At 60.8% G+C, this 24660-nt stretch carries 27 protein-coding genes and 5 pseudogenes; 20 read left to right on the top strand and 12 right to left on the bottom strand.

Annotated features, from left to right (window positions below; translation table 11 throughout):
• Nucleotides 1–224: 224 nt before the first annotated feature.
• The gene (locus tag A3M7_RS0136395; protein WP_027548237.1) at nucleotides 225–425 is read left to right on the top strand and encodes a DUF6494 family protein; all 201 of its coding nucleotides are present in this window, start codon (nucleotides 225–227) and stop codon (nucleotides 423–425) included.
• 204 nt (nucleotides 426–629) lie between these two features.
• Here A3M7_RS0136395 and A3M7_RS0136390 read toward each other — a convergent pair whose 3' ends face one another.
• The 3 genes from A3M7_RS0136390 to A3M7_RS45530 all read right to left on the bottom strand — a co-directional run bounded on the left by A3M7_RS0136390 (nucleotide 630) and on the right by A3M7_RS45530 (nucleotide 2469).
• Nucleotides 630–923: a GYD domain-containing protein gene (locus A3M7_RS0136390; RefSeq protein WP_027548304.1), complete on the bottom strand. Its 294-nt coding sequence runs from the start codon at nucleotides 921–923 to the stop codon at nucleotides 630–632.
• A 338-nt stretch (nucleotides 924–1261) separates the two neighbouring features.
• Nucleotides 1262–1936: a glycerophosphodiester phosphodiesterase gene (locus tag A3M7_RS0136385; protein WP_027548303.1), complete on the bottom strand. Its 675-nt coding sequence runs from the start codon at nucleotides 1934–1936 to the stop codon at nucleotides 1262–1264.
• Between the two features lie 62 nt (nucleotides 1937–1998).
• On the bottom strand, nucleotides 1999–2469 hold the full coding sequence (locus A3M7_RS45530; protein WP_198033882.1) for a hypothetical protein: 471 nt from the start codon (nucleotides 2467–2469) through the stop codon (nucleotides 1999–2001).
• Nucleotides 2470–2837: 368 nt separating this feature from the next.
• On the opposite strand from A3M7_RS45530, the gene A3M7_RS50905 reads away from it, so the two are divergent.
• The gene (locus A3M7_RS50905; RefSeq protein WP_027548302.1) at nucleotides 2838–3272 is read left to right on the top strand and encodes a hypothetical protein; all 435 of its coding nucleotides are present in this window, start codon (nucleotides 2838–2840) and stop codon (nucleotides 3270–3272) included.
• A gap of 231 nt (nucleotides 3273–3503) precedes the next feature.
• Here A3M7_RS50905 and A3M7_RS0136370 read toward each other — a convergent pair whose 3' ends face one another.
• Together A3M7_RS0136370 and A3M7_RS0136365 are read right to left on the bottom strand one after the other, a co-directional pair.
• Complete coding sequence (locus A3M7_RS0136370; RefSeq protein WP_027548301.1) at nucleotides 3504–3779, bottom strand: hypothetical protein; 276 nt, start codon at nucleotides 3777–3779, stop codon at nucleotides 3504–3506.
• A 118-nt stretch (nucleotides 3780–3897) separates the two neighbouring features.
• Entirely contained in the window at nucleotides 3898–4461 is a 564-nt protein-coding gene (locus tag A3M7_RS0136365; protein WP_027548300.1) for a hemerythrin domain-containing protein, read from the bottom strand.
• Nucleotides 4462–4686: 225 nt separating this feature from the next.
• On the opposite strand from A3M7_RS0136365, the pseudogene A3M7_RS0136360 reads away from it, so the two are divergent.
• Nucleotides 4687–5141, top strand: a pseudogene (locus tag A3M7_RS0136360) (DNA ligase); the annotation flags it as partial.
• Between the two features lie 468 nt (nucleotides 5142–5609).
• On the opposite strand, the gene A3M7_RS0136350 reads toward A3M7_RS0136360, so the two are convergent.
• The 4 genes from A3M7_RS0136350 to A3M7_RS0136335 form a co-directional block, all read right to left on the bottom strand.
• The gene (locus tag A3M7_RS0136350; protein WP_027548299.1) at nucleotides 5610–5900 is read right to left on the bottom strand and encodes a PepSY domain-containing protein; all 291 of its coding nucleotides are present in this window, start codon (nucleotides 5898–5900) and stop codon (nucleotides 5610–5612) included.
• 96 nt (nucleotides 5901–5996) lie between these two features.
• Nucleotides 5997–7415, bottom strand: coding sequence for a HAMP domain-containing sensor histidine kinase (locus A3M7_RS0136345; protein ID WP_027548298.1), 1419 nt, complete (start codon nucleotides 7413–7415; stop codon nucleotides 5997–5999).
• Nucleotides 7412–8077 carry a response regulator transcription factor gene (locus A3M7_RS0136340; protein ID WP_027548297.1) on the bottom strand — a complete coding sequence of 222 codons (666 nt, stop codon included), beginning with the start codon at nucleotides 8075–8077 and terminating at the stop codon, nucleotides 7412–7414. The genes A3M7_RS0136345 and A3M7_RS0136340 overlap by 4 nt, the downstream gene beginning before the upstream one ends.
• Nucleotides 8077–8391, bottom strand: a complete 315-nt coding sequence (locus A3M7_RS0136335) for a PepSY domain-containing protein (protein ID WP_027548296.1) — start codon at nucleotides 8389–8391, stop codon at nucleotides 8077–8079. The genes A3M7_RS0136340 and A3M7_RS0136335 overlap by 1 nt, the downstream gene beginning before the upstream one ends.
• Nucleotides 8392–8539: 148 nt before the next feature.
• Between A3M7_RS0136335 and A3M7_RS0136330 the strand changes: the two genes are divergently transcribed.
• The 3 genes and pseudogenes from A3M7_RS0136330 to A3M7_RS0136320 all read left to right on the top strand — a co-directional run bounded on the left by A3M7_RS0136330 (nucleotide 8540) and on the right by A3M7_RS0136320 (nucleotide 10131).
• The gene (locus A3M7_RS0136330) at nucleotides 8540–8812 is read left to right on the top strand and encodes a PepSY domain-containing protein (protein ID WP_027548295.1); all 273 of its coding nucleotides are present in this window, start codon (nucleotides 8540–8542) and stop codon (nucleotides 8810–8812) included.
• A gap of 10 nt (nucleotides 8813–8822) precedes the next feature.
• Nucleotides 8823–9389 (top strand): cytochrome b/b6 domain-containing protein, encoded by a 567-nt coding sequence (locus A3M7_RS0136325; protein ID WP_027548294.1) that lies wholly within the window; start codon nucleotides 8823–8825, stop codon nucleotides 9387–9389.
• Nucleotides 9390–9505: 116 nt separating this feature from the next.
• Nucleotides 9506–10131 (top strand): annotated as a pseudogene (locus A3M7_RS0136320) (VIT1/CCC1 transporter family protein).
• Nucleotides 10132–10161: 30 nt separating this feature from the next.
• On the opposite strand, the pseudogene A3M7_RS0136315 reads toward A3M7_RS0136320, so the two are convergent.
• Nucleotides 10162–10670: pseudogene (locus A3M7_RS0136315) on the bottom strand (Ku protein); the annotation flags it as partial.
• A 260-nt stretch (nucleotides 10671–10930) separates the two neighbouring features.
• On the opposite strand from A3M7_RS0136315, the pseudogene A3M7_RS50900 reads away from it, so the two are divergent.
• The 4 genes and pseudogenes from A3M7_RS50900 to A3M7_RS0136295 form a co-directional block, all read left to right on the top strand.
• Nucleotides 10931–11173 (top strand): annotated as a pseudogene (locus A3M7_RS50900) (hypothetical protein); the annotation flags it as partial.
• Nucleotides 11174–11804: 631 nt separating this feature from the next.
• Complete coding sequence (locus A3M7_RS50895; protein WP_063629487.1) at nucleotides 11805–12092, top strand: hypothetical protein; 288 nt, start codon at nucleotides 11805–11807, stop codon at nucleotides 12090–12092.
• Nucleotides 12089–12328, top strand: a pseudogene (locus A3M7_RS50890) (diguanylate cyclase); the annotation flags it as partial. The gene A3M7_RS50895 and the pseudogene A3M7_RS50890, both read left to right, overlap by 4 nt.
• Before the next feature lie 89 nt (nucleotides 12329–12417).
• Nucleotides 12418–12729 (top strand): c-type cytochrome, encoded by a 312-nt coding sequence (locus tag A3M7_RS0136295; protein ID WP_049823917.1) that lies wholly within the window; start codon nucleotides 12418–12420, stop codon nucleotides 12727–12729.
• 599 nt (nucleotides 12730–13328) lie between these two features.
• On the opposite strand, the gene A3M7_RS49250 is transcribed toward A3M7_RS0136295, so the two are convergent.
• Nucleotides 13329–13631 carry a hypothetical protein gene (locus tag A3M7_RS49250; protein WP_156937086.1) on the bottom strand — a complete coding sequence of 101 codons (303 nt, stop codon included), beginning with the start codon at nucleotides 13629–13631 and terminating at the stop codon, nucleotides 13329–13331.
• A 160-nt stretch (nucleotides 13632–13791) separates the two neighbouring features.
• On the opposite strand from A3M7_RS49250, the gene A3M7_RS0136290 reads away from it, so the two are divergent.
• The 7 genes from A3M7_RS0136290 to A3M7_RS0136260 are packed head-to-tail and all read left to right on the top strand — an operon-like array spanning nucleotide 13792 to nucleotide 21267.
• The gene (locus tag A3M7_RS0136290) at nucleotides 13792–14112 is read left to right on the top strand and encodes a helix-turn-helix domain-containing protein (protein ID WP_027548291.1); all 321 of its coding nucleotides are present in this window, start codon (nucleotides 13792–13794) and stop codon (nucleotides 14110–14112) included.
• Nucleotides 14112–16127 carry a hydrogenase 4 subunit B gene (gene hyfB, locus A3M7_RS0136285; RefSeq protein WP_027548290.1) on the top strand — a complete coding sequence of 672 codons (2016 nt, stop codon included), beginning with the start codon at nucleotides 14112–14114 and terminating at the stop codon, nucleotides 16125–16127. Before A3M7_RS0136290 ends, hyfB begins: the two co-directional genes overlap by 1 nt.
• Entirely contained in the window at nucleotides 16118–17074 is a 957-nt protein-coding gene (locus tag A3M7_RS0136280; protein ID WP_011089080.1) for a respiratory chain complex I subunit 1 family protein, read from the top strand. Before hyfB ends, A3M7_RS0136280 begins: the two co-directional genes overlap by 10 nt.
• Before the next feature lie 5 nt (nucleotides 17075–17079).
• The gene (locus A3M7_RS0136275) at nucleotides 17080–17742 is read left to right on the top strand and encodes a hydrogenase-4 component E (RefSeq protein WP_027548289.1); all 663 of its coding nucleotides are present in this window, start codon (nucleotides 17080–17082) and stop codon (nucleotides 17740–17742) included.
• Nucleotides 17739–19190, top strand: a complete 1452-nt coding sequence (locus A3M7_RS0136270; protein WP_027548288.1) for a hydrogenase 4 subunit F — start codon at nucleotides 17739–17741, stop codon at nucleotides 19188–19190. Before A3M7_RS0136275 ends, A3M7_RS0136270 begins: the two co-directional genes overlap by 4 nt.
• 18 nt (nucleotides 19191–19208) lie before the next feature.
• The gene (locus A3M7_RS0136265) at nucleotides 19209–20720 is read left to right on the top strand and encodes an NADH-quinone oxidoreductase subunit C (protein ID WP_027548287.1); all 1512 of its coding nucleotides are present in this window, start codon (nucleotides 19209–19211) and stop codon (nucleotides 20718–20720) included.
• Nucleotides 20721–20733: 13 nt separating this feature from the next.
• Nucleotides 20734–21267 carry an NADH-quinone oxidoreductase subunit B family protein gene (locus tag A3M7_RS0136260; protein WP_027548286.1) on the top strand — a complete coding sequence of 178 codons (534 nt, stop codon included), beginning with the start codon at nucleotides 20734–20736 and terminating at the stop codon, nucleotides 21265–21267.
• A gap of 717 nt (nucleotides 21268–21984) precedes the next feature.
• Here the strand turns inward: A3M7_RS0136260 and A3M7_RS0136255 are convergent.
• On the bottom strand, nucleotides 21985–22305 hold the full coding sequence (locus A3M7_RS0136255; protein WP_011089086.1) for a helix-turn-helix domain-containing protein: 321 nt from the start codon (nucleotides 22303–22305) through the stop codon (nucleotides 21985–21987).
• A gap of 267 nt (nucleotides 22306–22572) precedes the next feature.
• Here A3M7_RS0136255 and A3M7_RS0136250 point away from each other — a divergent pair, with 267 nt between their 5' ends.
• The 3 genes from A3M7_RS0136250 to A3M7_RS0136245 form a co-directional block, all read left to right on the top strand.
• The gene (locus A3M7_RS0136250) at nucleotides 22573–23295 is read left to right on the top strand and encodes a spermidine synthase (RefSeq protein ID WP_245284405.1); all 723 of its coding nucleotides are present in this window, start codon (nucleotides 22573–22575) and stop codon (nucleotides 23293–23295) included.
• Nucleotides 23296–23451: 156 nt separating this feature from the next.
• Nucleotides 23452–23784 (top strand): helix-turn-helix transcriptional regulator, encoded by a 333-nt coding sequence (locus A3M7_RS47780; RefSeq protein WP_371090248.1) that lies wholly within the window; start codon nucleotides 23452–23454, stop codon nucleotides 23782–23784.
• Nucleotides 23785–24280: 496 nt separating this feature from the next.
• Nucleotides 24281–24660: alpha/beta fold hydrolase (locus A3M7_RS0136245; protein ID WP_245284404.1), on the top strand; the 380-nt coding region annotated here is incomplete at its 3' end.

The following is a 24660-nucleotide window of genomic DNA, read 5'->3' as shown; positions in this document are numbered from 1 at the left end:
ATGAGCGGACATCTTCAGTGCCCATCGCAAGGTCTCAAACGGGCCACGAGCGGAAGCACTCCACTGAGTGAGACTTTCGCTTCCAGGTGTAGTCTTCAGCTTCGGGCCGAGGTTGCAGGCAATCAGGTTGAGGAGGAAGTCGGCGGCGACGCGAGCGGGGCCTCGATGTTTCGTCATTGCTCGCCTCGTGTTAGACTTTGCCTGCTCGATCAGGGAGAACAGCCATGACCGCCGAGTTCGATGAAGACCGCTTCAATATGGCTATCCGTAAATTTCTGAAGCATGTCGGAGTTACATCGCAGCGTGAAATTGAGAACCTAGTGCGTAGCGGGGAGGTGAAGGGTGGCAAGCTCAAACTGCGAATGACCCTGTCAGCTGAGGGGACGCCGCTGAAACATGTGGTCGAGGAAACAGTCGCGCTCTGACGATTGTCCCGGCTGTGGGAAGTCATAGCCCTGATCCTCACGAAGGCTATCATTGCGGTCGCCGGCCGAACGTCGCCTTCGGGTCATTAGCGTTGTTTTGAAGGTCGGCTTGTCATTTCCGGTCTACCGTCAACTTCAGACATGTCGCTGCGCTGGCCGACGTTATGTGCCAACAACTGACCTTCGTTTTGATTTGCGTTAAGCTTACGCAAGTCCCGCGATGATCTTGTCAACGTCCGCTTCCGGGAACACCTTGACCGACGTCGTCCGTACGTTCCCGATGGCGGCCAGCGACAAGAGAAACTTGGCCATGGCCTCATCGTCGGTGGCCTCGGTGTGGATGATGAGGTCATATGTTCCCATGGCGAGATAGCCGGCCTTGATGTCAACGCCAAACTTTTTGCCCAACTCCCTGGCGGCCGCTCGACGCTGCGGCATTTCCTTGATGGTCCGAACACCTTGCTCGGTGAAATTGCAGAGAAGCATGTACGTGGACATGGCGATTCTCCTTTGACAAAGAAGCAATGGACTTAACGGGTCCACGTCGTGGATTATGCCACACTGCCTGACCCCGCCCAACCACCAAGATCCCCTCAGGGCGGCTCGAAGTGGCGGGGTCATTCTCGACCGAATTGGGCTATCCGCGTGGCGTCCGGTTTAGCGCCGTTAACAGCCAAAGTGCGGACTACCCTCAACTTCGGAAATATTCAGGCGTCGCGCAAACCGTCGTTTAGGGCCAAAAGGCGACGTCACCGAAAAAGCCGGCCACGCCAGATCAGGCCGATCTGTCAGCCGCTTTCGAATATTTCACGGGCGAAGAACGGGTTTGCGCCGGCCTAATCAGGTCTGGCGCTGCGGCCGATAGTGCGGTCGACGTCGGTAACCGCCCCGTAGAGGCGCTGCCGCGAGAGCCAATGAAGGTCGTCCATGCGTTGCACGATTCCTACCACAACCGGCACGTGGTGGCGTTGCGCAAGCTGCTCAAGCGAGAAAACGGACCACCAGGCGCGAAAAGCGACTCGCGTCCAAGCGCGCGCGTCCCAGCCGAGCAGGAGGACATCCGGCGCAAACCTGCGCACTGCTCGATTCAGGTTCCACGGGTACATGACGATGATGCCCAGGCGCACGGGTCGCGCAGCCTCCCACGGAAAGGATCTCGCGACGGCGGCAAAGGCAAATACGACTGAGCGACCGGCCACGTTGCGGGCAACCAGCCTCTCGATGACTCTAGAGACCTTCACCTCCACAAACAGTTCAAAGTCAGTTGGTGAAAGAAGCGACAGTGCCGCATCGAGGGTAAGCGCATTCTCGACATGACGCGGCGGGTCGTGTGACACCACCAATGTGTCGGAATCCGCTGCAAGGCAGACGTCGAATTCGACACCAGATATTCTGCAGTCACGGGCGGCACGTGCGAACGCGGCGAGCGAGTTTTCACCCGGACCCGCGGACCATCCACGATGCGCAATAAGCTTCATGACGAGTCCGTAAAGCCAAGCTGCGCGCGCCATGCAATCTCCCCGTAGAATGTTCGCGCCGCTTCGTCGATTACCTCATCCAACAGAAGGAGCCGTCATTCACTCTGTTGCTCGTCTAGAGCGGCAGCGTGCCAAAGGCTATTGAGTTCATCCTGCCCCCACCCGACGTGGCTCCCGCGTGATCTAGGCTTGTCGAGACGCTCGAGGTAGGTGGCGCGCTGGGCAGCAGGTAAGCTCGATACAAATTCGAGGGACCGTCCATACATGCGGATCAGAGCGGCAAAGTAGCTTTCATCTTCCATGCTGCAGGATTCTAGAAAGCCGAATGCCTCTTCGCAATAAAATATCGACAGCTCCGCCATCCCCTCCAGGCGACCAATCGCTTTCTTGTAGTCCGCAATCGCCTTCTTGGCTTTTGAAACCGACACGGACCGGTTGTTCATTAAGTCTGGGCATATCCAGGTAGAAATATTTGCTTTGAAGGGCTGGAGCTGATCATGACCCAAGCCCAAGCGGGCGTGCAAGAATGCTCGGTTCTCTTTGCTCGCAGTGTAGAGGTCTTGCACCAGTCCCCGAAGGCCTGCGCGATCGAAGTCTAAGAGCACGGTCCTAACATCGTTCCAAGTTGGCGAGGCAGTTTTGCTTCGGACCACGGCCACCAACCTTTCAATGACGGTTTTATGAGCGAGCTTTTCGGCTCGTTCAAGATACACGACTTCGGCAAAGGAGTAGATTGGTCGGATCAACGATGCCGGCGGGCAAGCCCCTTAATTTGGTCCAGCGCGCTTGGCGGCTTCGGCGGCAGGGCAAATCACTGGCGCGCCAAGCCAGGCGCGAGGCGGGACACTTGACGTCAACCGAGATACCTAAGCGAACTGTCCAACGATAGCCATGAACGCCGGCGAGTTTGGGCGGGCGAACCAATCGGACCACCATGTCCTCTAGCTCCAACGCCAGTATCGCCAAGAAAGCTCGCACGAAGGCCGAGGCGGATTTTGCCACTTGGCTCATGATGGCCAAGCTCGGTGGTTTCGATGACCTTCCGTCAAACGCACAGGGCTTTCTGACTAACTATCGAACCCGACTCGAGACGATGAGCGAGGCCGAGTCCACGGCCCTGGCCGTTCGCGAGGTCTACAGCGCTTATTACAGCGAGATGGGAGGCGTGGGCGCGGCCCCGGAACCAAAGGCCCGCACACCAACGACAGAGGGCAAAGTCGTGCGCTTCCAGAGACGGCCTAAACCTCAGCCCGCTCCATCGGCTGCGCGCCATTCGACGAGGCCAATGATCCGAAAATCCCTCTCGGCACTGCTGATTTTCGCGAGCATGGTGGCTCTGATTGTCGCATATAGATATCTGACGCAGTAAAACCGCCCTCTTTGAATTGCCCGACCACGATCTTCGCGGTCGTCGGATTGACCACAGCAAAACCGAACTGGCGGCCTGACAAACACCCCGCTTGGCCTCATCGTGTCAGAACGGATACGGACACCATTTTTCCTTCAGCCTAGTGCCGGGCCGTCATGGTAGTGTTCTGAGCGCCGGCGATAAAGGAGGTCGGATCCAGCAATCGTACGCATGATTTTCATGCGCGGGCCGTTAGTTATGGGAATCAACCAGTTGCGTACATCGAGGACACGCGCCGTCGGCCGCATCTGTGAGTTGGCGCGCAATCTCGTCCGTGAGATCCTCATGCTCCCAGTATGTGCCGTCACTCTTGATGATTTTTCTGGCGCGGTAATATGCATGGGTTTCCGCGGCGTCGTCTCCGACGCGAATGATCACTTCTGGATGGAAAGGACAGAGAGCCGTAGCGCGCGTCGTCAGCAACGCACAGCGAATGGCCGACTGGAGATTGTCGGTGTCGACTGGCATCGGAGCCTCCTGCTTCGAGCCGCAAGCGCATGTAAGCGCGGGAGCAACTCGTAATCTCCTTTGCGCGCCTGACCGCGGCGTCGTTCGGGTAGGGTGCCACTGAGCGACACCATCCCGACTACTTTCGCTCGGCTTCAGCCTCCTGCTCTAGTCGCAAAATATGTGCTCGCAGTGCGTCAAACCGCTCTTCGGCAACATCGCTGAACAGGGGATCCTCGTGACTTGTGGCGGCCGAAGCGATCTCAGTCCAATCTTGAGGCTTAAGAACCTTGAGTGCCGCAGGGAAAAAATCGCGATCTTCCATCATCATGTGACGGCGCTCGTGCGCGATAAAATCGCGAACGACGATATCCACATCCTCACGAAGAATTTCACGGTCTGCAAGTACGCTGTCGACAGCCTGAGCGACGCGGCGTAAAAGCTGGGCCCCTTTCTGGTGTTCGCGAGCTAGATCACCGATCTTCGCAGCAGCAACTGGATCTCGCGCTCTCAGCTTGGCAAAGACCAAATCTTCCTGGGGATGATGATAAACCTCGGGATAGACTTCGAAGTAACTGATCACCGCGTGAATGACCTCGTAGTCAGGACGGTTTCCGCGGTCGAATACGTCAAGTTCCCGCTCGAGGATGGCGAGCAACTTCTCAATGTTGCGATGCTCTTGGGATAAGCGCTCGATGATCATGACAGCGCTCCATAAACTAACCGGAGTATAGTCTCCGGGCCGGCGTCACTATTTGCGACAGATCAAATCCGAGACAGGTTAGATGCGACCCGCTGGCGGCTGATTGCCCGTTTGATCTCACTCGCCCGACAGCATTGGGATAGCGGACTCGACCGAATGGAAGCTTGTCACATGGACGACCTGGTTCGAATGTGGATTTGAGCCTGAGCGGCCGGGAGCAGCCGTGAACTGAAGAAGATCATCGCGGGCACAGACGTCCAGTTCAGCGAGAGCTTCGAGATCGACGGGCGCGAGATGTTCGCGCACGCCTGCTGGACAGCGCCTACGTCAGCGGCCGCGGCAACACTTGGGTGAAGAAGGCCTGCGCGCAGCGGGAGACGCTCACCATCGCCGGCTTCGCGCTCGACGAGGGCAAGTGGGACGGCATCTATTTAGGGCGCCGCAAGGGCGGCGAACTCGTTTACGCCGGCAAGGTCGACCACGGTTTCGACAAGGCCTCCGCCGCCGCCCTACAGAAGCGGCTGAAGCCGCTGATCCGGAAGACGCAGCCCTACGCCAAGCGGATCGCGCACAAGGGCATCTGGGTCGAGCCCAAGCTCCTCGCGGAGATCGAGTACCGAGCCAAGTCGGAAGGAAAAGTCCGTCACCCCATCTTCAAGGGACTGCGGGAGGATCTGTGATGACACCTTCGGCCGCTTCTGAAAATGGGCCAGCAAGCCGCTGGATAGCCTGTACCCCGCGCAATGGCTGATCGGGCCGCGAAACGATCGCCAGGCGCCGCAAGCTGCGGCCGACCCATGCCTACCTTACGATCCCGGCAGAGTTTCATCGGGGGTGACGGAACTCTCGCCGGAGGATCGTCGCGATCGAGCGCCGAGAATTCCGGCGCCCCGCTAGGCCGCCTGTTCGCTACTCCGACAGGATGCCGTAGCCGGGCGCGAACGGGCGAGTTCCAACCAGGCCATGGCTAACCCGATCAGGCGTTGCCGCTCCGTGCCGTCGGCGGCCATGGCAAGCTTTATCGCCGCTTCCGCTTGCCCTTGAGAATCGTAGTCGCTCTCCATCGAACGCAAATGTAGTCCCGGATCGTAAATGATCACGCACCGGGGGGACCGTAAGAATCCGGTCCCCCCGGCCGGCAGCGACGGTCATCGAGAACCGGGAGCAGCCCGGAGCAACTTGCCGGTGACGGTGTCGAACTTCGCCTTCACCGGGAGTCCGCTTTGACGGTCGACAATGCGTGTTTTGAAGGCACCGTCGTCCAGCTCGAAGCTTCCGAGATCGTAACCGAGGGCGTCGATCTGCCGTTTGAGCTGGTCCGCCGCCATCGCCCCGGTTCGCGAGGTCCTGTGGAAAGAGGTATCGGCGTCTTCCGCCAAAGCGATGCCAGACGAAGCGGCGAACAGGGCGATGGCGGCGTAAATGACTGGCTTGCGCATTGTGATCTCTCGTTTTGGAGGCGCGGCGTCTGCCGCATGCGCAACCGTTACTCCAGCCCGGCCCTCAAGCCGCTGACGGCCGATGTCAGCAAACCGTCAGACTTGCTGCGCAACAGTTGTGGACGGAGCCGCATTTTCGGCTGGACCGCTTCGCTTCTCGAGCAGCGCAGGTCTCGGAGCGACTGCCGCCTTCAGACCGCCGAGCTCCGATGTGGAGAGCTCCAGTCCCCATCCGTACGCGTCCAGAACGTCCTGCACGATGGCAAGACCCAGACCCGCTGCGCCACCTTGCTCGTCGAGGCGGATGCCGCGCTCCAACACGCGCGAGAGGTGGGCAGGTTCAATGCCCGGACCGTCATCTTCGACGGCAATGGACGGCCGGCTTCCATCGACCGTGAGGCGGACGCATCCCGCGGCGTGCCGAGCGGCGTTCTCGATCAGATTCCCGAGGATTTCCGCGAGGTCGGTTCTGTCGAGTGGGACGCTAACACTGTCGGCGATCAGGTTTTCGAACCTCACTCGCCCGCCGTCGGGAGTGCGCGACAAAGTCGCGACGATGGATCCCACGAGCGGTTTCACGGAAGTGGACGCTGGGGCGCTACCTCTAGCGCGGCCGCGGACCCTCGCCCGGGCGAGCTCGCGGTCGACATGGCGCCCCATCGCCTCGCCGACGGCCTCGATGTCCTGGGCGACGTCGCATTCGCCCCGTTCACGGAGGCGTGACGCATCGGCCGCGAGCGCTGCGAGCGGCGTCTTCAGCCCATGCGCCAGATCCGCGGCGCGTCCGCGGGACCGTTCGATTTCGCCTTCTTGCGCATCGATCAGTGCGTTGACTTCCTCGACGAGGGGACGGACTTCGGTCGGGACCGAGGACGGCAGATGCCTGGTTCGGCCCGCCCGGATATCCGCCACTCCGCGGCGCAGCGCTGCCAGGGGACGCAGACCGACACCGACCTGGACCCACGTCGCAGCGGCCAGCACGCAGCCGAGCAGAACGAGCGCGATCGCAAGGTCCTTGGCGAACGCCAAGGTCGCGGCCGACACCCTCGCCAGGTCCTCGGCGACGGCGAGACGGACGATCACCGGCTTCCCGTCCGCGGAAAGCGTGACGGCGCGCTCGGCGACCAGCACGCGCTGGCCTCCGGGTCCCGTGGCTTCGTGCTGATGGGTTTCGCCAGGCCCCAACCGGTCGGCCGGGAGCGTCATGGCGGAATCCCACAGCGACCGCGAGCGGAGACTCCGCCCGTGATCGTCACTGACCTGCCAGTAGAGCCCCGACAGAGGATCCGCGAACCGCGGATCGACTGGCGTCTGCGTCAACACCAGCTTGCCTTGCGGGTCGACGTCGATGCCGGCGAGAAGCTGCTTCAGATGGACGTCAAGGTCCTGAGCGAGGGTGCGCGAGACGTGCCGTTCGAAGACCACGACGAGCGCGCCTCCTGAGACCGCGAGCGCGATCAGGATCGCAATGACCCCGCCTGCGACCAATCGCAGCCTGAGCGAATGCCGGTTCATGCGGGCTTCTCGGGCATCAGATAGCCGAAGCCGCGCCGCGTCTCGATGGCATCCGCACCCAGCTTCTTGCGCACGCGGCCGACCAGCACCTCGAGCGTGTTGGAGTCGTGCTCCTCGCCGTGGCCGTAGACGTTTTCGTCGATCTCCTGCTGCGAGACGACCCGCCCGCGATTCCGGAGGAGATGGGCGACCAGCCTGTACTCGAGCGGCGAGAGCGTGATCGGCACGCCGCGGCGCGTCACCTTCATTTGCCGCTCGTCGAGCACGATCTCGCCGGCGGTCATGACCGAGGAGCCATGTCCCGCCGAGCGCCGCACGATAGACCGCAGCCGCGCCAGCAACTCCTCCATCCGGAACGGCTTCGGCAGGTAGTCGTCGGCGCCGGCATCGATCCCGTCGACGCGCTCCGCCCAGCTAGCCCGCGCCGTGAGTATGAGAACGGGCATGTGCCGTCCATTGGCTCGCCAGCGCTTCAGGACCGCGAGGCCGTCCATGCCCGGCAGGCCGAGATCGAGGATGACGGCTCCAAAATCTTCGGTATCGCCGAGGAACCAGGCTTCCTCGCCGTTGGCGACGGTCTCAACCACGTAGCCGGAGGCTTCGAGTGTGCGCGCGACATCGGACGCGATCCGCGGGTCGTCCTCGACAACAAGCACGCGCATCACTTCTCCTTGGTTTGTTCGACTTCGCCGCTGCGGGCATCGACGTGGATCTCGAATAGCCGCCCCTTCTCGTCGACCACCCGCAATTCGTACTTCCAGACGCCGGCTTCTCGTTCGAGCTTCACGCCGACGACGTCGCCAGGGAGCTTGCTTTTGACGGCGTTCAGAATGTCTGCGAGCGGGCGGATCTCGCCTGCCTCGACAGCTCGTCGTGCGTCGTCGTGATCGCGGGCGAATGCCGGCGCCCCGCCGCCCGCAACCATGACGGCGGTAGCAAGCATCAGGGTCCGAAGTCGGTGCGGGCGTAAGGCCATGAAGCAACTCGTCATCCGAAAGATATGGATGTCAGATATCACCTGACAATTAGCTGACTTGCCTCAACAGGCGTCGGTCAGCCCGCTTCTGGCAGGTTGCCCCACATCGCCGGCGCATGGTGCGGCCGGCCACCGTCAGGAGATACCTATGCGCAAGATCGCCATTCTTACCGTCGCCGCCGTGACGCTCGGGGCGGCCTCCGCCCAGGCCGGCAGCCTCGGCAAGCCGTGTACGTCGGCCCCCGAGGCCCCGTGGCTGCCGATGGCGCAGTTGCAGGCCAAGGTCGAGGCCCAAGGCTACAAGGTCCAGAAGGCCAAGCTCAAGAACGCCTGCGGTGAGCTCTACACGCTCGACAAGAACGGCCATCGGGTCGAGCTGTTCGTCGACCCGACCAACGGCCAGATCATCGGCCAGATGTAGTGGTTCGCAAATGAGAACCGTGAGCAACACGATCGGAGCCGGCGGCGCGACGCCGCCGGCCACGGTCAAGGTTTGGGATCCGTTCGTGCGGATCTTCCACTGGTCGCTGGCAGCCTTGTTCGTTCTGGCCTACGCCACCGGCGACGAGATCGAGCGGGTGCACGTCGCCGCCGGCTACGCCATCGCAGGCCTTCTCGCGATCCGCATCGTCTGGGGCTTCGTCGGTCCGCAGCATGCGCGATTTTCGAGTTTCGTTCGCCCGCCGCGCGAGGTGCTCGCCTATCTTCGCGACGTCGCTCTGCTCAGGGCGCCCCGCTATATCGGACACAACCCGGCCGGCGGAGCCATGATCGTCGCTCTCCTCGTCGCACTGGCCGGCACATGCGCCACGGGCTACATGATGACGACGGACGCCTATTGGGGCTCGAAACTGGTCGAACACGTCCACGAATTTTTGGCCGACCTGACCGTCGGCCTCGTCGTGGCGCACGTTCTTGGCGTGCTGATCGCGAGCTTCGAGCATCGCGAAAATCTCGTCGCGTCCATGATCTCAGGCCGCAAGAGGGCCGCCGAATAGGCGGCCCTCTTCGAACTCGACCCGCGATTCCAACCTGGAGCACCCCTGTGCCAGCCACCCCGCACATCGAGAAGCACTTCACCTCCTCCGAAAGCGTCCGCGACGTCGTGATCGGGATGGCCGACGGCTTGACGGTGCCGTTCGCGCTGGCGGCCGGCCTTTCCGCGGCCGTCGCCAACACGGACGTGATCGTCACCGCGGGGCTCGCCGAGGTGGTCGCGGGCGCCATCGCGATGGGCCTCGGCGGGTTTCTCGCCGCGCGCACCGACGCGGAGCACTACGCCGCCGAAGAACAGCGCGAACACCATGAAATCGATCACTGCGCGACAAGGAGATCGACGAGGTGGAGCAGATATTTCGCGAGTACGGACTCGAAGGAGACACGCTGAAGTATGTCGTCGGCGCGGTCGCGTCAAACAGGCAGCGATGGGTCGACTTCATGATGCGTTTCGAACTGGGACTGGAACGCTCAGATTCGAAGCGCGCGCCCATCAGCGCTGCAACGATCGGCGGCTCGTACGTGGTGGGCGGCCTGATTCCGCTCGTGCCCTACATGTTCACGAAGGACATCGGGACAGCCCTACAGATCTCGGTCGCAGCGACCGGTGCGGCCCTGCTTTGCTTCGGGGCGGTCAAAGGGCATTTCACCGGGGTCAGCAAGATCAAATCGGCGATGCAAACGCTCCTGGTCGGCGGATTGGCGGCAGGGGCGGCGTATTGGCTTGCGCACCTGTTCGGCTAGATCTCGGCCGGACTCGCAGCGCCTGTATTGCTAGGCCGACTTCCGCTGCGACCTGGCCGCCGGCCTCTTCGCCGCCGCCTCCTTCGCAGGTTCTTGCCAGCGATCGACATCAGCATTTCCTTCTGGCCGGCCGCCGCCTTCCGCGGCTTCCTGGCCGGCTTCTTCGGAGCCTTGGTTTCTGCCGCAGCGCCGCCGACGCTTCGGCGCAGCGCCTCCATCAGGTCGCCGACGTTGGTCGATGCGGACTTCTCCTTCGGAGTAATCGGCTTGCCGCTGCGCTTGCTGTTGATGAGGTCGATCAGCGCGGTCTCGTAGTGGTCCTCGAACTTGGCAGGGTCAAACCGACCGGCCTTCTGATTCACGATGTGCCTGGCGAGATCGACCATGTCCTTCGTGACCTTCACGTCCTGGATCTCGTCGAAATATTCCAGCGCTGAGCGTACTTCGTAGGGGTAGCGCCGCAGGGTGCCGACGAGCCCCTTGTCCATCGGCTCCAGCGCGATGATGTGCTCGCGGTTGGTCAGCACCACGCGACCGATGCGCCTGAGCTTGCGTCGAATAAAGCACGAACATCTATGATGCCCGCTGCAGCCGAACCCGCCGCGCCCTCCGCGGGCGATATCGAACTCGCCGCCGACTAGGCCATCGCGGCCTGCGGCGGGGACGCCCGGGAGGCGGTCAAAGCGCTGCTGGTGGCCAACGGTTTTCTCGAGGCCGAGCTCGAGCTTCGAACGTCGGTCTCTACCGGCTATGCGCGAGGCCGGTTCGATCGGTCGCGCGACCGCAACGAGTAACCGCGATGAACGTCACCTACTACGTCGCCCTGCCCTTCGTGGCCGCCGACGATCGAATCGCCGCCGGCGAGGCGACGGAGTGCCTCTCAGCCACCGCCGCCGTGATGCGCGCCGAGACCCTCTCGCGCAAGCCCGGCGTCATGGGCGCGGTCGCCTTCTCGCGGACCGGAGATCCGGCCAGCGGCGACTTCGGCGACGCCAAGGTGATCCGGAAGTTCGGCGAGATGCCGGACGACTTGAGCGCGCTACAATCAAGATTGGTCGATGATCTTCGGCGCACCGGACCGCGGCTCAAACCGGAATCAATCCACCGCTTCGCATTTGAAACATCGCCAAACTGGAGACCCTTTGCCTGTTCGAGGCGTGGCCAACGTCATCGGCGTCCTGCAACGCGGGCAAAACGGAATTTGATTGGTACGAGGCATGCTGCAGCGCGCTTGAAGGCCCCGAAGGCAATAACCCGGCTTCCGAGGAAACGTGCCGGGGATAGCGCCGCTGCGGTTCAAGATCGTGTGAGGAGACCGCTCGGCGACATGGTCGGCAAACCCCTCGGCGAGCGTGAGCAATTCGAGCCTCTGGGCTCTCGGAGGAATGAAATGCGAGGCCGGAAGTTACCGCGCAGGCGCGGTATCCGAACTCAGAACCTGACGGCCGGGGTGGCGAGCAACCGTTCACTTCTTGTTGTTGCTGATCTGCCTCTACACGGGATTGTTCGGAAGAAGCCGCACGCGACGCGGTCGAGAAATCTCACGCCGCACGCGGCCGCTGGACGCTCCTTGCGTCCCGTGGCATCTTTCCGTCACTTCATCGGACCGAACGGGCCCAAGGCTGCGCCGGGATCGCGGCGGGTGGGCCCCGCATCACCCGACCGACGGAAACATGAAGAAGTTCATTTGCGAGCAGAACATCGCGCATTTCCGCAAGTTGCTGGAAGACGCGCCCGACTCCATCCAGCGGAGGACGCTGGAAAAACTGCTGGCCAGTCAGTTGCGCGAACTGGCGGTGCTCGATGCCGCGAGCGTCGGGGCCGACGCTCCCTCAGCTCCCGGCGCGGACAACAGGTCGACGCTTCGCGGATCCGGGAGGAGTTTCTCGCGGACTTCGAAACCTCGCCACATCCTTATCTGCTACTCGATCCCGGACCCGGGCTGCAGATCGTCGACGTGAACGCCGCGTATGCCGCCGTGACCCTTACAAGTCGAGCCGACATCCTCGGACGCTCACTGTTCGAGGTCTTCCCGGACGATCCGGACCAACCCTTCGCGGACGGGGTCACAAACCTGTACAATTCGCTGAAGACGGTCGCGCAAACCGGAAGGCCGCACGCCATGGCCGTCCAGCGCTACGACATCAAGGACACGGCCGGTTCCTTCGTGGAGCGCCATTGGCAGCCGATCAACACGCCGGTCCACGACGACGGCGGACAACTTGTCTTTCTGCTGCATCACGTGGAAGACGTCACGGTGACGCCAGATCCTAAAGGACTCCTCGTATGTCGAAAGCATTCGGATTGTCGCTCGCCACGGTTTGCGCGCTCGCGATGGTCGCGCCGGCCGCGGCGGCGGACGCCGATCAGGGCAAGGATATCGCAAAACGCTGGTGCGCAGCGTGCCATCTCGTCGAGAACGACCAGACGAAAACATCCGATCAGGCGCCGCCGTTCGCCACCTTCGCGAAGATGCCCGAGTTCGACCAGAACAAGCTGGCTTTCCTCCTGCTGGCGCCGCATCCGAACATGCCGAAGCTGTCGTTGAACCGGACCGAAGTCGCGAATCTGGCGGACTACATCCGCACGCTCAAATAGACCGCGCCCCGTCACCGCCAAAGCTCGTCACCCGGGTTGAGATGGGTCAATGCGGGCTTACAGGTGCGCGGATAGAGTTGCCGACGTGCCGAGCAGCAAGAGCGCGCTCAGGTGCCGTTACGGTTGCGGGACCCGGACTCCTAGGCACTCCGGGCTCCGTTTCACGACGACAAGAGCGACCGCGACCATGGAGTTGGCTCCGGAGAGCGACTCCGCCGATTCGAGATGGAAGGTCGCCAATGTTGGCAAGCGAATAGCCTTCACGATATTGCTCCCGCGCGCCTCCCTTCCTTAGCCCATCGAGAATTTCATCAAATTCCCGACGAAACTGCGGGTTGCTTGAGTATCCGTAGCCAAACTCACGGAACCACTGGATCGTGAAATCTGGTCGGATCTTGTTCAATTCAGTCAAGCTCTGCCGCGCCGGCTCCAATTGCCCGCTGCCTCCGTAAGCCGAGACCAGATCTGCATAGGCGTACCAGAATGCCGTGGCGGATGATTCGGCTCGTACCGCCCTGTTCCGCAAAAAAGCAGGAAGCCGTCATTGAGTAGCGATCGATAGTCTGTGGCCACCTCGTCTGAACGGTTAGTGGAAATGCTCATGATGCGATGAGCATTGAGCAAGTCCAGCACGGTTGGCTCCCGGCAAAGTTCGCATATTGGCCCAGACGACAAGCGCAAGTTTGATCGGGATCAAGACGGCCTGCCGTTGTTGTGAGCCGAATCTGCTCGGCCCACTCATCGGCCAGCAACGGTATAGCTGTCTGTCGGAAACACCATTGTGCGGTCGTCGAGTCCGCCTCGACCGCGCCCCCGGTGGCGCGCAAACCGGCACCGCCCGCGCAGACGACAACAACATCAAACGTGCGGTCGATGAATTTGTACGCGGATTTCGAGCTCATGTTGACCTCGACGCACTAGGATCAGATTCCGTCTGCGCGCCAACGACATTCCGTTTAATTTAGATGTTTTAAATATCATATATTGACATAATAACATGACTAGTTACGATGCAGGGATGATGTGGGGTATTCGTTCGAATCCCGGTGGTGGGGCGATCCGATGATCACAGCGGCTCAATTGCGGGCGGCCAGGATCCTCCTCGGCATCGATCAGCGACGGCTTGCAGAACTGTCCGGGCTTTCAGTGCCAACGATCCAACGTATGGAGGCGAGTGAGGCCATGGTTCGGGGCAATGTCGATTCGCTGGTGAAGCTGATTACAGCTCTCGACACCGCCGGCATTGAGTTGATCGACGAAGGGGCTGTCAGTAGCGCCGAGGGGCGCGGGGTGCGGCTGAAAGTCAATTCCGGATCGGCAAAGATCTATTTGAACAATCAGATAGAGAACAAAGCATCAAGCGGAATGAAGGCGCGCAGGTAATGTCGGCTGTCGTTCTGCAAATGCTGTGTGTTGCCGGAATGCTTGGATCCGCAGTTCTGGCGATTGTTCTGAGCCGCTCAACGATCGCCACGACCATCATCTACGGCGCGACATTAGCCGCGTCTGCGATTGCATTGATAGGATCCATTCACTGGTTGCTGGGCGATACCGCGAACGCCGCCGATCTGATTCTGCCAATCGGATTGCCGTGGCTTGGCGCCCATTTCCGCCTCGACGGACTGGCTTCGTTCTTTCTCGTCGTCGTCAATCTCGGAGGGGCATCGGCAAGCCTCTATGGTCTCGGCTACGGTCATCATGAGGAGGCGCCGCAGCGCGTGTTGCCCTTCTTCCCCGCCTTTCTGGCAGGAATGAATCTTGTGGTGCTGGCGGGTGATGCGTTTTCTTATCTGCTTTGTTGGGAATTCATGTCGCTCGCGTCCTGGGCGCTCGTCATGGCGCATCATCGTGAACCGGGCAACGCGAAAGCCGGTTACGTCTACCTCGTCATGGCGAGCTTCGGCACACTCGCCTTGCTGCTAGCCTTCGGCCTCTTGGCGGGGCCGGCGGGAGACTACGAATTTGCCGCCATTCGCACGGCTCAACATACGCCCTACGTGGCCACATTGGTGTTGATCCTGATGTTGCTCGGCGCCGGTTCAAAGGCCGGCCTGGTGCCGCTGCACGTCTGGCTGCCGCTCGCGCATCCCGCGGCGCCGAGCCACGTCTCGGCGCTGATGAGCGGCGTCATGACCAAGGTCGCGATCTACGGCTTCATTCGCGTGGTATTCGATCTCCTGGGACAGCCGAGCTGGTGGGCGAGTGTGATCGTGCTTTCTCTTGGCGGCCTCACTGCCGTAATGGGGATCTTGTATGCGATGATGGAAAAGGACCTCAAGCGCCTGCTCGCCTACAGTACGATCGAAAATGTCGGCGTCATCTTCGCAAGCCTCGGCCTTGCATTGGCCTTCCAGGCCAACGGCCTGAAACTACAGGCCGCGCTCGCGTTTGCTGCGGCTCTGTTTCACGTTCTCAATCACTCCTTCTTCAAGAGTCTGCTTTTCTTCGGCGCCGGCGCCGTGCTGACCGCGACCGGCGAACGGGACATGGACAAGCTGGGTGGCCTCATTCATCGCATGCCGTACACAAGCTTTGCCGTTCTCGTCGGCTGTGTCTCGATCTCAGCGCTTCCGCCCTTCAACGGTTTCGTCTCGGAATGGCTCATGTTCCAGGCTGTATTGCAGAGCCCGGAGTTGCCGCAATGGGCGCTGAAGATCACCGTGCCTGCGGTCGGAGCTCTATTGGCCTTGGCGGCTGCGTTGGCAGCGGCGTGTTTCGTGAAGGCCTACGGCGTGACCTTTCTCGGGCGTCCGCGCGGCGTGGCGGCGGAAACCGCAGAGGAAGTCGACCGCTACTCGCTTTCGGCAATGTTCATCCTCGCCGCACTTTGCTTGCTGGCCGGAATTCTGCCGGGACTGGTGATCGACGCGCTTTCGCCGATCACGCTACAGATCCTCGGCGGCCGCATGCCGATCCAGGCCAACGAACCCTGGCTTTCGATCGCGCCGATTGCGGAGAGTCGCAGTTCATACAACGGGCTGCTTGTTATGGTGTTCATCGCGATATCCGCTTCAGCGGCCGTCGTCTTTATTCATCGCTTTGCCTCTCGTGCCTTAAGGCGGGGGCCGGCCTGGGGCTGTGGCTTTTCCGATCCGACACCCGCGGCCCAATATTCGAGCGGAAGCTTCGCTCAGCCTATCCGCCGCGTCTTCGGTACGCTCGTGTTCCACGCCCGCGATCATGTCGAGATGCCGCCCCCCGGGGATATCAGGCCAGCGCGCCTGCGAATCGAATTGCACGATCTGATCTGGGAGCGAATGTATGAGCCGATAGCAGGCGCCGTTGGCTTCTCTGCCGATAAACTCAATCGCCTACAGTTCCTGACCATCCGGCGCTATCTCAGCCTGGTCTTTGCGACCCTCGTCACTCTCCTTCTGGTTCTCGCGATATGGTCGTGATGTCGGACATTCTTGTGCAAGGCATGCAGATGCTTCTGGTGCTACTGCTGGCGCCGCTGCTGACCGGCTTTGTGCGCAAGATAAAGGCCCGCCTGGTGCGTCGCCAGGGAGCGTCGGTCTTTCAACCGTATCTTGATCTCCTGCGATTGCTCCGCAAGGAAGTGGTGCTGGCGGACAACGCCTCCTGGCTGTTCCGCGTGACACCCTATGTAACCTTCGCCGCGATCTGGGTTGCCGCCGCCCTGGTGCCGACGTTCGCTACCGGTCTCCTCTTCAACTGGACGGCGGACTTGATTGCCATCGTGGCGCTGCTGGGAAGTGCACGCTTCTTTCTTGCGCTCGCCGGGATGGACGTCGGCACCAGTTTTGGCGGCATCGGCTCCAGCCGCGAAGTCATGATAGCGGCGCTTGCGGAGCCGGCGATGCTGCTATTTGTATTTTGCACGGCGCTGATTGCCGGCTCGACCCAACTTTCGACGGTCGCAAATTTCATGGCCTCGTCCTATGTCGGCTTACGGGTATCGCTGGGAATGGCGATGATCGCGCTCATCATGGTGGCGCTCGCGGAGAACGCGCGAATACCGGTGGACAATCCCGCAACGCACCTGGAGCTCACCATGGTGCACGAAGCGATGGTTCTCGAATATTCCGGTCGCCATCTCGCAATGATCGAATTCGGCGCCTTCCTCAAACTGTTGCTCTATGTCTCGCTGATCGCGTGCGTGTTCCTTCCCTGGAAGATAGCAGTCTTCGGTACCGGGCCGTTTTCCTATGCCATCGGCGCCGTCGCCTACCTCGTCAAGCTCGCGGTTGCCGGCTTTTTCCTCGCGCTGTTCGAGACCGCCACGGCGAAAATGCGGGTCTTTCGTGTTCCGCAATTTCTCGGTGCGGCCCTCATGCTGGGCCTGCTCGGCACCCTCCTCCTGTTCGTGTCAAAGAGCTTCTGATGCAGATGCACAGCCTCTCCTTCGACGTCTCGCACACGCTGGCCGGCGGGCTCGTCCTGATCAGCTTCATGATGCTGTACCAGGACAGGCTCTATTCGCTGCTCAACGTTTTTGCGCTTCATGCCCTAGTGCTCGCGCTGTCCGTCGCTTGGCAGGCCTTTGTCCAGGACGCGCCTCATCTTTACATCACGGCTGCAATCGCGCTCGTCTTCAAGGCGATCGTCATTCCGGTGGCGCTGCATCGCATCGTCAAGCAGCTTGGGATACATCGTGACATCGAGTCCGCCGTGGGGATCGGCCCCACCATGCTGGCCGGGATGGCACTGGTTGCCCTCTCAATGGTGCTGATGCTGCGGGTGACCGCGGAGGCCGATCCATTGGCGCGCGAGGATCTCGCTTTTGCCTTGTCGGTCGTGCTGCTCGGACTTCTGGTCATGGTAACCCGTCGCAACGCCGTCAGCCAGGTCGTCGGATTCATGTCGCTCGAGAATGGGCTGGTGCTGGCGGCAACCGGCGCCAAGGGCATGCCGCTGGTGGTTGAGATCAGCGTCGCCTTCTCGATCCTGATCGCATTCATCGTCATCGGCATCTTCCTGTTCCGGATCCGCGAACGTTTCGATTCCGTTGACGTCTCCGCGCTCGATGACTACCGGGGCGAACGGCGATGAACATAGCTTCCTTCGATTCGGTCGCAGCCATCCTGGTAATTCCGATCGGCTCGGCAGCGCTGCTCGCCGTTCTGCCGGGTTACCGGCTGACGGCCCGGTTGAACGTCGTGGCGAGCCTGGCGACATTTCTTTCGGCCCTCTCGTTGTTCGTCATCGAACGTCCGCCGCCGGGGCCGTACGTGCTCGTCGACGATCTCAACATCGTCTTCATCGTGCTCAACACCTTCGTGGGATTCACGACCAGCATCTTCAGCGCCAGCTACATCGCGCATGAACTGGAGGCTGGGCGGTTGACACCGGTTTATCTGCGTTTCTACCACGCCATGTATCAGACCATGATGTTCGGCATGAACCTAGCTTTCGTGTCGAACAATATCGGGCTGATGTGGGTCGCGGTGGAAATTGCGACGCTCACCACGGTACTGATGGTCGGCATATATCGTACCCACGCCGCTCTGGAAGCGGCATGGAAATATTTCATTCTGGGGAGTGTCGGCATCGCATTCGCCCTCTTTGGTACCATCCTGGTCTATATGGCGGCGCGTCCAGTCATGGGCGAGGGGCAGGACGGCATGGTCTGGACACTTCTGATCCAACATGCCGCGAATTTCGATCCTGCGCTTCTCAACGTCGCTTTCATATTCCTGCTGCTCGGCTACGGCACCAAGGTCGGTCTGGCGCCGCTGCACGCATGGCTGCCCGACGCCCACGCCGAAGGTCCGACGCCGATATCGGCGGTACTGTCGGGGCTGCTGCTGAATGTCGCGCTCTACGCGCTATTGCGCTTCAAGATATTGCTCGCCGCCAATCCGGCGGCAATCGCTCCCGGCCCCCTGATGGTGACGATGGGCCTGGTTTCGCTCCTCTTCGCCGCTTTCATGCTCTACCGCCGACGCGACATCAAACGGCTGTTCGCCTATTCCTCGATCGAGCACATGGGCATCATCGTGTTCGCGTTCGGCATGGGCGGCCCGCTCGCCAATTTCGCAGGGCTACTGCACATGGTGATGCACAGCCTGACCAAGTCCGCGATCTTCTACGCCGTCGGGCATATATCGCAGATCAAGGGCACCCAGCGAATCTCCCGGATCCGGGGCTTGACCGCGACCCATCCGGCGCTCGGCTGGGGTCTGGTAACGGGCGTCGTCGCGATCGCCGGCTTGCCGCCGCTCGGCATCTTCATGAGCGAATTCCTGGTCGTAAGCTCGACCTTCGCACGCCAGCCGCTGCTCGCGATCGTGCTGGTGTTCGGGCTGTTGTTGGCGTTCGGCGCTTTGACGTTGCGCCTGACGAGCGTCGCATTTGGCGAACCTCGAGGCAGCACCAAGTCAGCCGAGGCGTCCTACGTGCCGATGTTTGCCCATCTCTCGCTGGTTCTGATTGCGGGACTCTATCTTCCGGCGCCGCTCGTCACATGGTTCCAACACGTGGCACGCCTACTTGGATAGTTTGGAGATCAACAGGATATGCCATCGCTGATCGATCTCATGCTGGAGGGCCGCCCGGTCCAACAACACAGCCCGTGGCCGCGAGCTACAGTCGATGCTTCCGTTTGGACATTTGCGGCAAGCGAGCTGGCACATGGACGCTGGAGCCTGCTTGGCCTTTGGGGAGAACCCTCAACGGTGCACATGGCGATTATGGATGGACATACGGCAGAAGTCGCCACCGTCAGCCTGGATTGCCCCGACCGCACTTATCCTTCGGTCGGCAAACACCACCCGCCGGCGCTTCGACTGGAGCGCGCCATCAACGATCTGTTTGGTTTGTCAGCGGAAGGCTTGCCCGACACTCGCCCGTGGTTCGATCACGACTGTTGGGCCGTTCGCTTCCCCTTGGGAAACCGCATCAACGCGTTGTCGAAGGCATCCCCCTATCATTTCCTGTCGGTGGAGGCCGACGGTCTGCATCAGGTCGCGGTCGGTCCGGTGCACGCGGGAATTATCGAACCGGGGCATTTTCGGTTTACGGCCAGCGGTGAGACCGTGGGCCGGCTGGAGCAACGGCTGGGATATACCCACAAGGGTATCGAGGGGCTCATGACTGGAGCCAATCTTGCACGGGCTGTCCAGCTCGCCGGACGCGTGTCAGGCGACAGCACAGTCGCCTACGCCTTTGCGTTTTCGCGAGCGGCCGAAGCAGCCTTACAGCTTGTCGTGCCCGATCGCGCGGTTTGGCTGCGTGCCTTGCTCGCAGAGCTCGAACGGCTCGCCAATCATCTCGGCGACATCGGCGCAATCTGCAACGACGCCTCCTTTACGCTGATGCACGCCCTTTGCGGCGTATTGCGAGAGAGCATCCTGCGCGCGTCCGATACCGCATTCGGCCATCGATTGATGCGTGATATCATCGTACCCGGCGGCGTGACCCGCGACCTCACTGAGGAAGGGAGAGAAATCATCCGGACGACGCTGCATACCATCCGGTTGCGCTTTCCTGCTTTAGTCGAGCTCTACGACAATACGGCATCGCTACAGGATCGTACTGTCGATACGGGCGTACTCAAGGCCGCTCTGGCTAGGCAGTATGCCGTTGGAGGCTACGTAGGCCGCGCGTCCGGCCGCTCATTCGACGCACGCAGGACACTTGGGTATGCGCCGTATGACGCACTGCGCTTCGATGTACCGGTCCTGAACGAGGGTGATGTCAATGCTCGCGTCTGGATCCGCGTGCGCGAAGTTGAACAGAGTCTTCTGCTGATCGACCAGATATTGGACCGGCTTCCCGATGGCCCGCTGGGAACGCATGCGGGGCATCGGCGGGAGGCGCGGGAAGGCATGGCGATCGTCGAGGGATTTCGCGGCGACGTTCTGGTTTGGCTCCGCTTGCGGGATGGCAAGGTCGAACGATGCCATCTGCGCGACCCGTCGTGGTTTCAGTGGCCGCTTCTAGAGGCCGCGATCGAGGGCAACATCATCGCCGACTTCCCGCTCTGCAACAAATCCTTCAATTGCTCCTATTCGGGCCACGATCTCTGAGGAACGGCACCAGATGCGCAAGCTGCTTTTTGAGAGCCTGTTTCGCCGGCCGTTCACCGAGCAAGCACCGTCACCGGACGATGCCGCGGTGACCGAGCTCGCAACTGCCGTCGGTCGCGCGGCACGACGGCGCCTCGGCCGAAGCCTCTCGATACGCGAGGTCGATGCCGGATCTTGCAACGGATGCGAACTTGAAATCCACGCGTTGAACAATGCCTATTACGACGTCGAGCGCTTCGGTCTCCGGTTCGTTGCGTCGCCGCGTCACGCCGATGTGTTGATGGTGACCGGACCGGTGACGAAGAACATGCGCGACGCGTTGGAGCGCACCTATCATGCGACCCCCAATCCGAAATGGGTCGTCGCCGTCGGAGATTGCGCCCGGGATGGCGGCTGCTTTGCCGGCAGCTATGCGGTGGTAGGAGGGGTCTCGCAGGTGGTTCCCGTCGATCTACATATTCCCGGCTGTCCTCCGCCGCCCATCACGATCTTGCAAGGACTTCTCGCCCTACTCGATCAGGCGGCCAAGAACACCAATTCCATTTGAGGCTCTGGCGGCGCCTTCGGCTCTTCCAAGCCGGCGTGATCGCAGGGTGCGTTCAGACCGGGATAGTCCTTGCGACAACGCCGATCCTTTTCGCACAATATCGGGATGACGTTTCCACCGCGTCTAGTCGCGATCCAACGCCGTCGGCCTCATCGCTGGCTCCGCCATCGGCGGCCAGCAAAATCCGTGCGTGCTTGAGCTTGCGGGACGCATGCTTGCCGCCGCGGAGCAGCGCCCTGAGTTCGGTACGCTCGATTCGCCTGAGTTCGACCCGATAGCGTACATTCGTGGCGTGCCTCCTCGTTCGAGGCACACACGAACAACTGAATCGGATGGCCGGCGTAAGTCCTGCGGCAAAAACCTTCACGTCCAAGCAGAGGCAGGATCTGGCTTTTATCCCTCTATACCCGGCTGCATCGCGGGCCCCCGGCCTAAACCGACATGCAGGAATATTTCCGCGTCAGCCCGCCGTCGATTCACCAGATGGTGCTGACGCTTGCCTCGTCAGAAGGCAGCCAAGGACCTCTCGCAGCATCGAGATCCTCGTTGATCCGAAATTGCTGCCAGAGCTACTCTGCCCCCAAGACCAACCGGTCATAATCAATGTGCAGTGCCACTAGGCGCCTCAAGGCGTGAGAAACCGCTTGCAAGTACGCTTGTCTTCAGCGTTTTCATCATCCTCGATCGAGAAACCCGTCGTTCGAATGGCTCGAGGAGTCATCGCACCCGTTCCAAACTCCGCGGCGTAGAGGGCTTGGACTGCTTCATGTTCTTCATTTTCGGCTTCGCGACGTGCTCCCTGAGACGGACGCCTCGACCACCGGCCGAACTCGTAACCCCCGGATTGATCAATTCGATCCCGGCATTCTCCAGGGCAGAAACCAATTTCATCAGAGAATCGACATTCCCACGGATAACTCCGTCACTTGCTTCCATGCGCTGAATGGTGGGGACCGAGAGACCGGCGAGTTCGGCCGTCTGCCGCTGGTCTATATTCAGGAGCGCGCGAGCGGCCCTGAGTTGATTGGCCGTGATCATGAAATGGCGGCCTTCGGCAAATTTCTCATCGAATATATCTACACCATCCAAATTACCGCTTCAAGCATCAATCTAGATACAAAATATATCACCGCCAGTTCTCGCTGCTTGAACCGGATTGCGGCCAGAAACCTGTGTCGAATTTCTATCGAAGAATACGGGAAATACTATCAACGGCACCCGAAGTGGTTGGTTCTTAGCAAATTACATGATAAGAGATGTTTAAAGCATGCGTTCTAATGCCATATCTTAAGGTCTTTGTCTGCCGTGAAACTGCTGGGGCGTTATCAAGGAACGAACGGACAGATCGACATCGTCGAGTGTTCATGGGATGGAACACGCGTGTACTTCGAGGAGGGCGTAAGGCAAAGTCAGGCCACGCCCGACGGAGAAAGTGTCTTCACCTATGTGAAGCTCATGGACGAACTTCTGTCTCGGTCCGAACAGATCCTCGTCCTGGGTTGTGGCGGCGGAAATCTCGCGACACGGCTGTGGCGTCTCGGCAAGAGATTGACCATCGTCGACATCAACCCGATCAGTTTCGTGCTCGCGCATAGGTATTTCGATCTACCGGACGATCTGCCCTGCATCGTTTCCGACTTTCGAAAATTCGTATTCGATGACCGCGCATATTACGACGGCATTGCGATCGACGTCGGTGGACCGGGATTCCGATACGCGGAGGAGTTTGACGCGGAGACCTGCGAAGCCATCCGCGCCCGTCTGGCACCCGGCGGCCGGATCGTGATGAACGTAACGGTCGCACACGACATCGATCCTACACCCGACCGGATCGCAGCCAGACTCGCCGGTGAAGAATTGCGGACATGGATCGTCGATGAGCAATTCGTCGAGGATCGCAATGCCGTCATCGCCTGCGTCCCCGAGAAGACCTTGGGTTCACCGGCGGCGCTTGATCGCGTGATGCGCCATAGCCATGAACGCTGGGCGATCCGCCGCGGGAGATTGCGAAATCGCGATCTCACCTGAAGACCTCGATATCGACGCGGCGGTCTTGACTACGCGCGCAGACACGAGGTCGGGGACTCTCAACGAGCGGATGATGAATGGTCTGCGCCCCGCCCCTGTTCCGCGCGCAGCAATCCATGACGCTCTCATACCTTGGTGAGCAGTGCAGCGCAATGGATGCGTTCCGAGCAGTCTATCCTACCGCAAACGACACACTTTCAGGAACCAGGGCTCAGCGTCGAGATGGTAGCTCGTTGCCAGGGCATCTCACCTCGCTATCTACAGCGCCTGATGGCATCATCAGGATCATCGTTCACCGGTTACGTGAACGAGTTGCGCCTCCAACGAGCGCTCAAACTGCTCACCGAGGCTCGCGCCAGCGCGCGGCTAATTTCCGATATCGCCTTAGAGGTCGGCTTCTCGGATGTTTCGCATTTTAATCGCCTGTTCCGAGCTCGCTTCGGCGAGTCGCCGCGTGGCGTTCGTTGCGCCCGAAGGCATCCCAGCTGAGCCACGTGCCCCAGATCGGCGCGAGCGCGAGATGGAGTCAGCTAATGATCGCTTTGGGTCAACAGCGGAAATGAGCCCGAACATCATTTTTCTTCCGTGGATCATCCTCGGGATTCGATAGTTGTTGGTCCGATCCCGGTAATCTCAAAGATCACTTCCTCGTCTCGCGCTTTGGCAAACTGCCAGGCCTTGGGCGGCACATGCGTCAACGTCCTTGCAGGAAAGCTCGAGAGTTTGCGCTCCATCGGGACTTTGATGGACCGGCAGTCGCGAAGAATATTAGAACGACGACATTGAGTTGCATCACCCTAACGGGTGACAGTTGGGATGTCTGCTTACCTTGTCACTTTGGTAGCAACTCTTTATGGTAAACGACTAATGGTTGCAGATTNCGCAACTGAGGGAGATACGCGTGATGAGAAACTTTCACGTTACTCGCCGCCGCATGCTTCGCAGCGCTGCNGCTGGCGGTCTCGCGGCAGCAGCTGCCTCCGGCGTGATCGGTGCCGCCCGTGCCCAATCGGCGCGAAAGACCTTCGTCTTTGTCAGCGGCGCTTTTTGCGGCGGCTGGATATGGCGCCGGATCACTGACCGGCTCGAGCAGGGTGGCCACAGAGTGTTCGCTCAGTCACTCACGGGTTTGGCCGATCGCTCGCATTTGCTGAGCAAGGACGTCAATCTGGANACACACATCGCCGACGTCGTCAACCTGATCAAATGGGACAGTCTCGAGGACGTCTGCCTCGTGGCATGGTCTTATGGTGGCTTTGTCGGCTCGGGCGCACTCGAAAGCATCGGGGACCGCGTCTCATCGGCAGTGTGGCTTGATGCCTACATTCCGACCGACGGACAAAGGGTAGCCGACGTCGCGATCGA

It is taken from the genome of Bradyrhizobium sp. WSM2254, assembly GCF_000472645.1.
Classification (GTDB): Bacteria; Pseudomonadota; Alphaproteobacteria; order Rhizobiales; family Xanthobacteraceae; genus Bradyrhizobium; species Bradyrhizobium niftali.
Note: the sequence above shows the minus strand (reverse complement) of the source record. Positions and strands in the feature narration are given on the sequence as shown.

Bases quoted from the DNA above. Each gene is read 5' to 3' on its own strand.
- A3M7_RS0136260 (WP_027548286.1), top strand. From the start codon at position 20,734: ATGCGCAAGCTGCTTTTTGAGAGCCTGTTTCGCCGGCCGTTCACCGAG.
- A3M7_RS0136365 (WP_027548300.1), bottom strand. From the start codon at position 4,461: ATGATCATCGAGCGCTTATCCCAAGAGCATCGCAACATTGAGAAGTTG.
- A3M7_RS49250 (WP_156937086.1), bottom strand. From the start codon at position 13,631: ATGAGCTCGAAATCCGCGTACAAATTCATCGACCGCACGTTTGATGTT.
- A3M7_RS0136275 (WP_027548289.1), top strand. From the start codon at position 17,080: ATGCACAGCCTCTCCTTCGACGTCTCGCACACGCTGGCCGGCGGGCTC.
- A3M7_RS0136265 (WP_027548287.1), top strand. From the start codon at position 19,209: ATGCCATCGCTGATCGATCTCATGCTGGAGGGCCGCCCGGTCCAACAA.
- A3M7_RS0136395 (WP_027548237.1), top strand. From the start codon at position 225: ATGACCGCCGAGTTCGATGAAGACCGCTTCAATATGGCTATCCGTAAA.
- A3M7_RS0136345 (WP_027548298.1), bottom strand. From the start codon at position 7,415: ATGAACCGGCATTCGCTCAGGCTGCGATTGGTCGCAGGCGGGGTCATT.
- A3M7_RS0136350 (WP_027548299.1), bottom strand. From the start codon at position 5,900: ATGCGCAAGCCAGTCATTTACGCCGCCATCGCCCTGTTCGCCGCTTCG.
- hyfB (WP_027548290.1), top strand. From the start codon at position 14,112: ATGTCGGCTGTCGTTCTGCAAATGCTGTGTGTTGCCGGAATGCTTGGA.
- A3M7_RS0136270 (WP_027548288.1), top strand. From the start codon at position 17,739: ATGAACATAGCTTCCTTCGATTCGGTCGCAGCCATCCTGGTAATTCCG.
- A3M7_RS0136330 (WP_027548295.1), top strand. From the start codon at position 8,540: ATGCGCAAGATCGCCATTCTTACCGTCGCCGCCGTGACGCTCGGGGCG.
- A3M7_RS50895 (WP_063629487.1), top strand. From the start codon at position 11,805: ATGAAGAAGTTCATTTGCGAGCAGAACATCGCGCATTTCCGCAAGTTG.
- A3M7_RS0136255 (WP_011089086.1), bottom strand. From the start codon at position 22,305: ATGATCACGGCCAATCAACTCAGGGCCGCTCGCGCGCTCCTGAATATA.
- A3M7_RS0136340 (WP_027548297.1), bottom strand. From the start codon at position 8,077: ATGCGCGTGCTTGTTGTCGAGGACGACCCGCGGATCGCGTCCGATGTC.
- A3M7_RS0136280 (WP_011089080.1), top strand. From the start codon at position 16,118: ATGGTCGTGATGTCGGACATTCTTGTGCAAGGCATGCAGATGCTTCTG.
- A3M7_RS0136325 (WP_027548294.1), top strand. From the start codon at position 8,823: ATGAGAACCGTGAGCAACACGATCGGAGCCGGCGGCGCGACGCCGCCG.
- A3M7_RS50905 (WP_027548302.1), top strand. From the start codon at position 2,838: ATGTCCTCTAGCTCCAACGCCAGTATCGCCAAGAAAGCTCGCACGAAG.
- A3M7_RS47780 (WP_371090248.1), top strand. From the start codon at position 23,452: ATGCGTTCCGAGCAGTCTATCCTACCGCAAACGACACACTTTCAGGAA.
- A3M7_RS0136290 (WP_027548291.1), top strand. From the start codon at position 13,792: ATGATCACAGCGGCTCAATTGCGGGCGGCCAGGATCCTCCTCGGCATC.
- A3M7_RS0136390 (WP_027548304.1), bottom strand. From the start codon at position 923: ATGTCCACGTACATGCTTCTCTGCAATTTCACCGAGCAAGGTGTTCGG.
- A3M7_RS0136385 (WP_027548303.1), bottom strand. From the start codon at position 1,936: ATGGCGCGCGCAGCTTGGCTTTACGGACTCGTCATGAAGCTTATTGCG.
- A3M7_RS0136335 (WP_027548296.1), bottom strand. From the start codon at position 8,391: ATGGCCTTACGCCCGCACCGACTTCGGACCCTGATGCTTGCTACCGCC.
- A3M7_RS0136295 (WP_049823917.1), top strand. From the start codon at position 12,418: ATGTCGAAAGCATTCGGATTGTCGCTCGCCACGGTTTGCGCGCTCGCG.
- A3M7_RS0136370 (WP_027548301.1), bottom strand. From the start codon at position 3,779: ATGCCAGTCGACACCGACAATCTCCAGTCGGCCATTCGCTGTGCGTTG.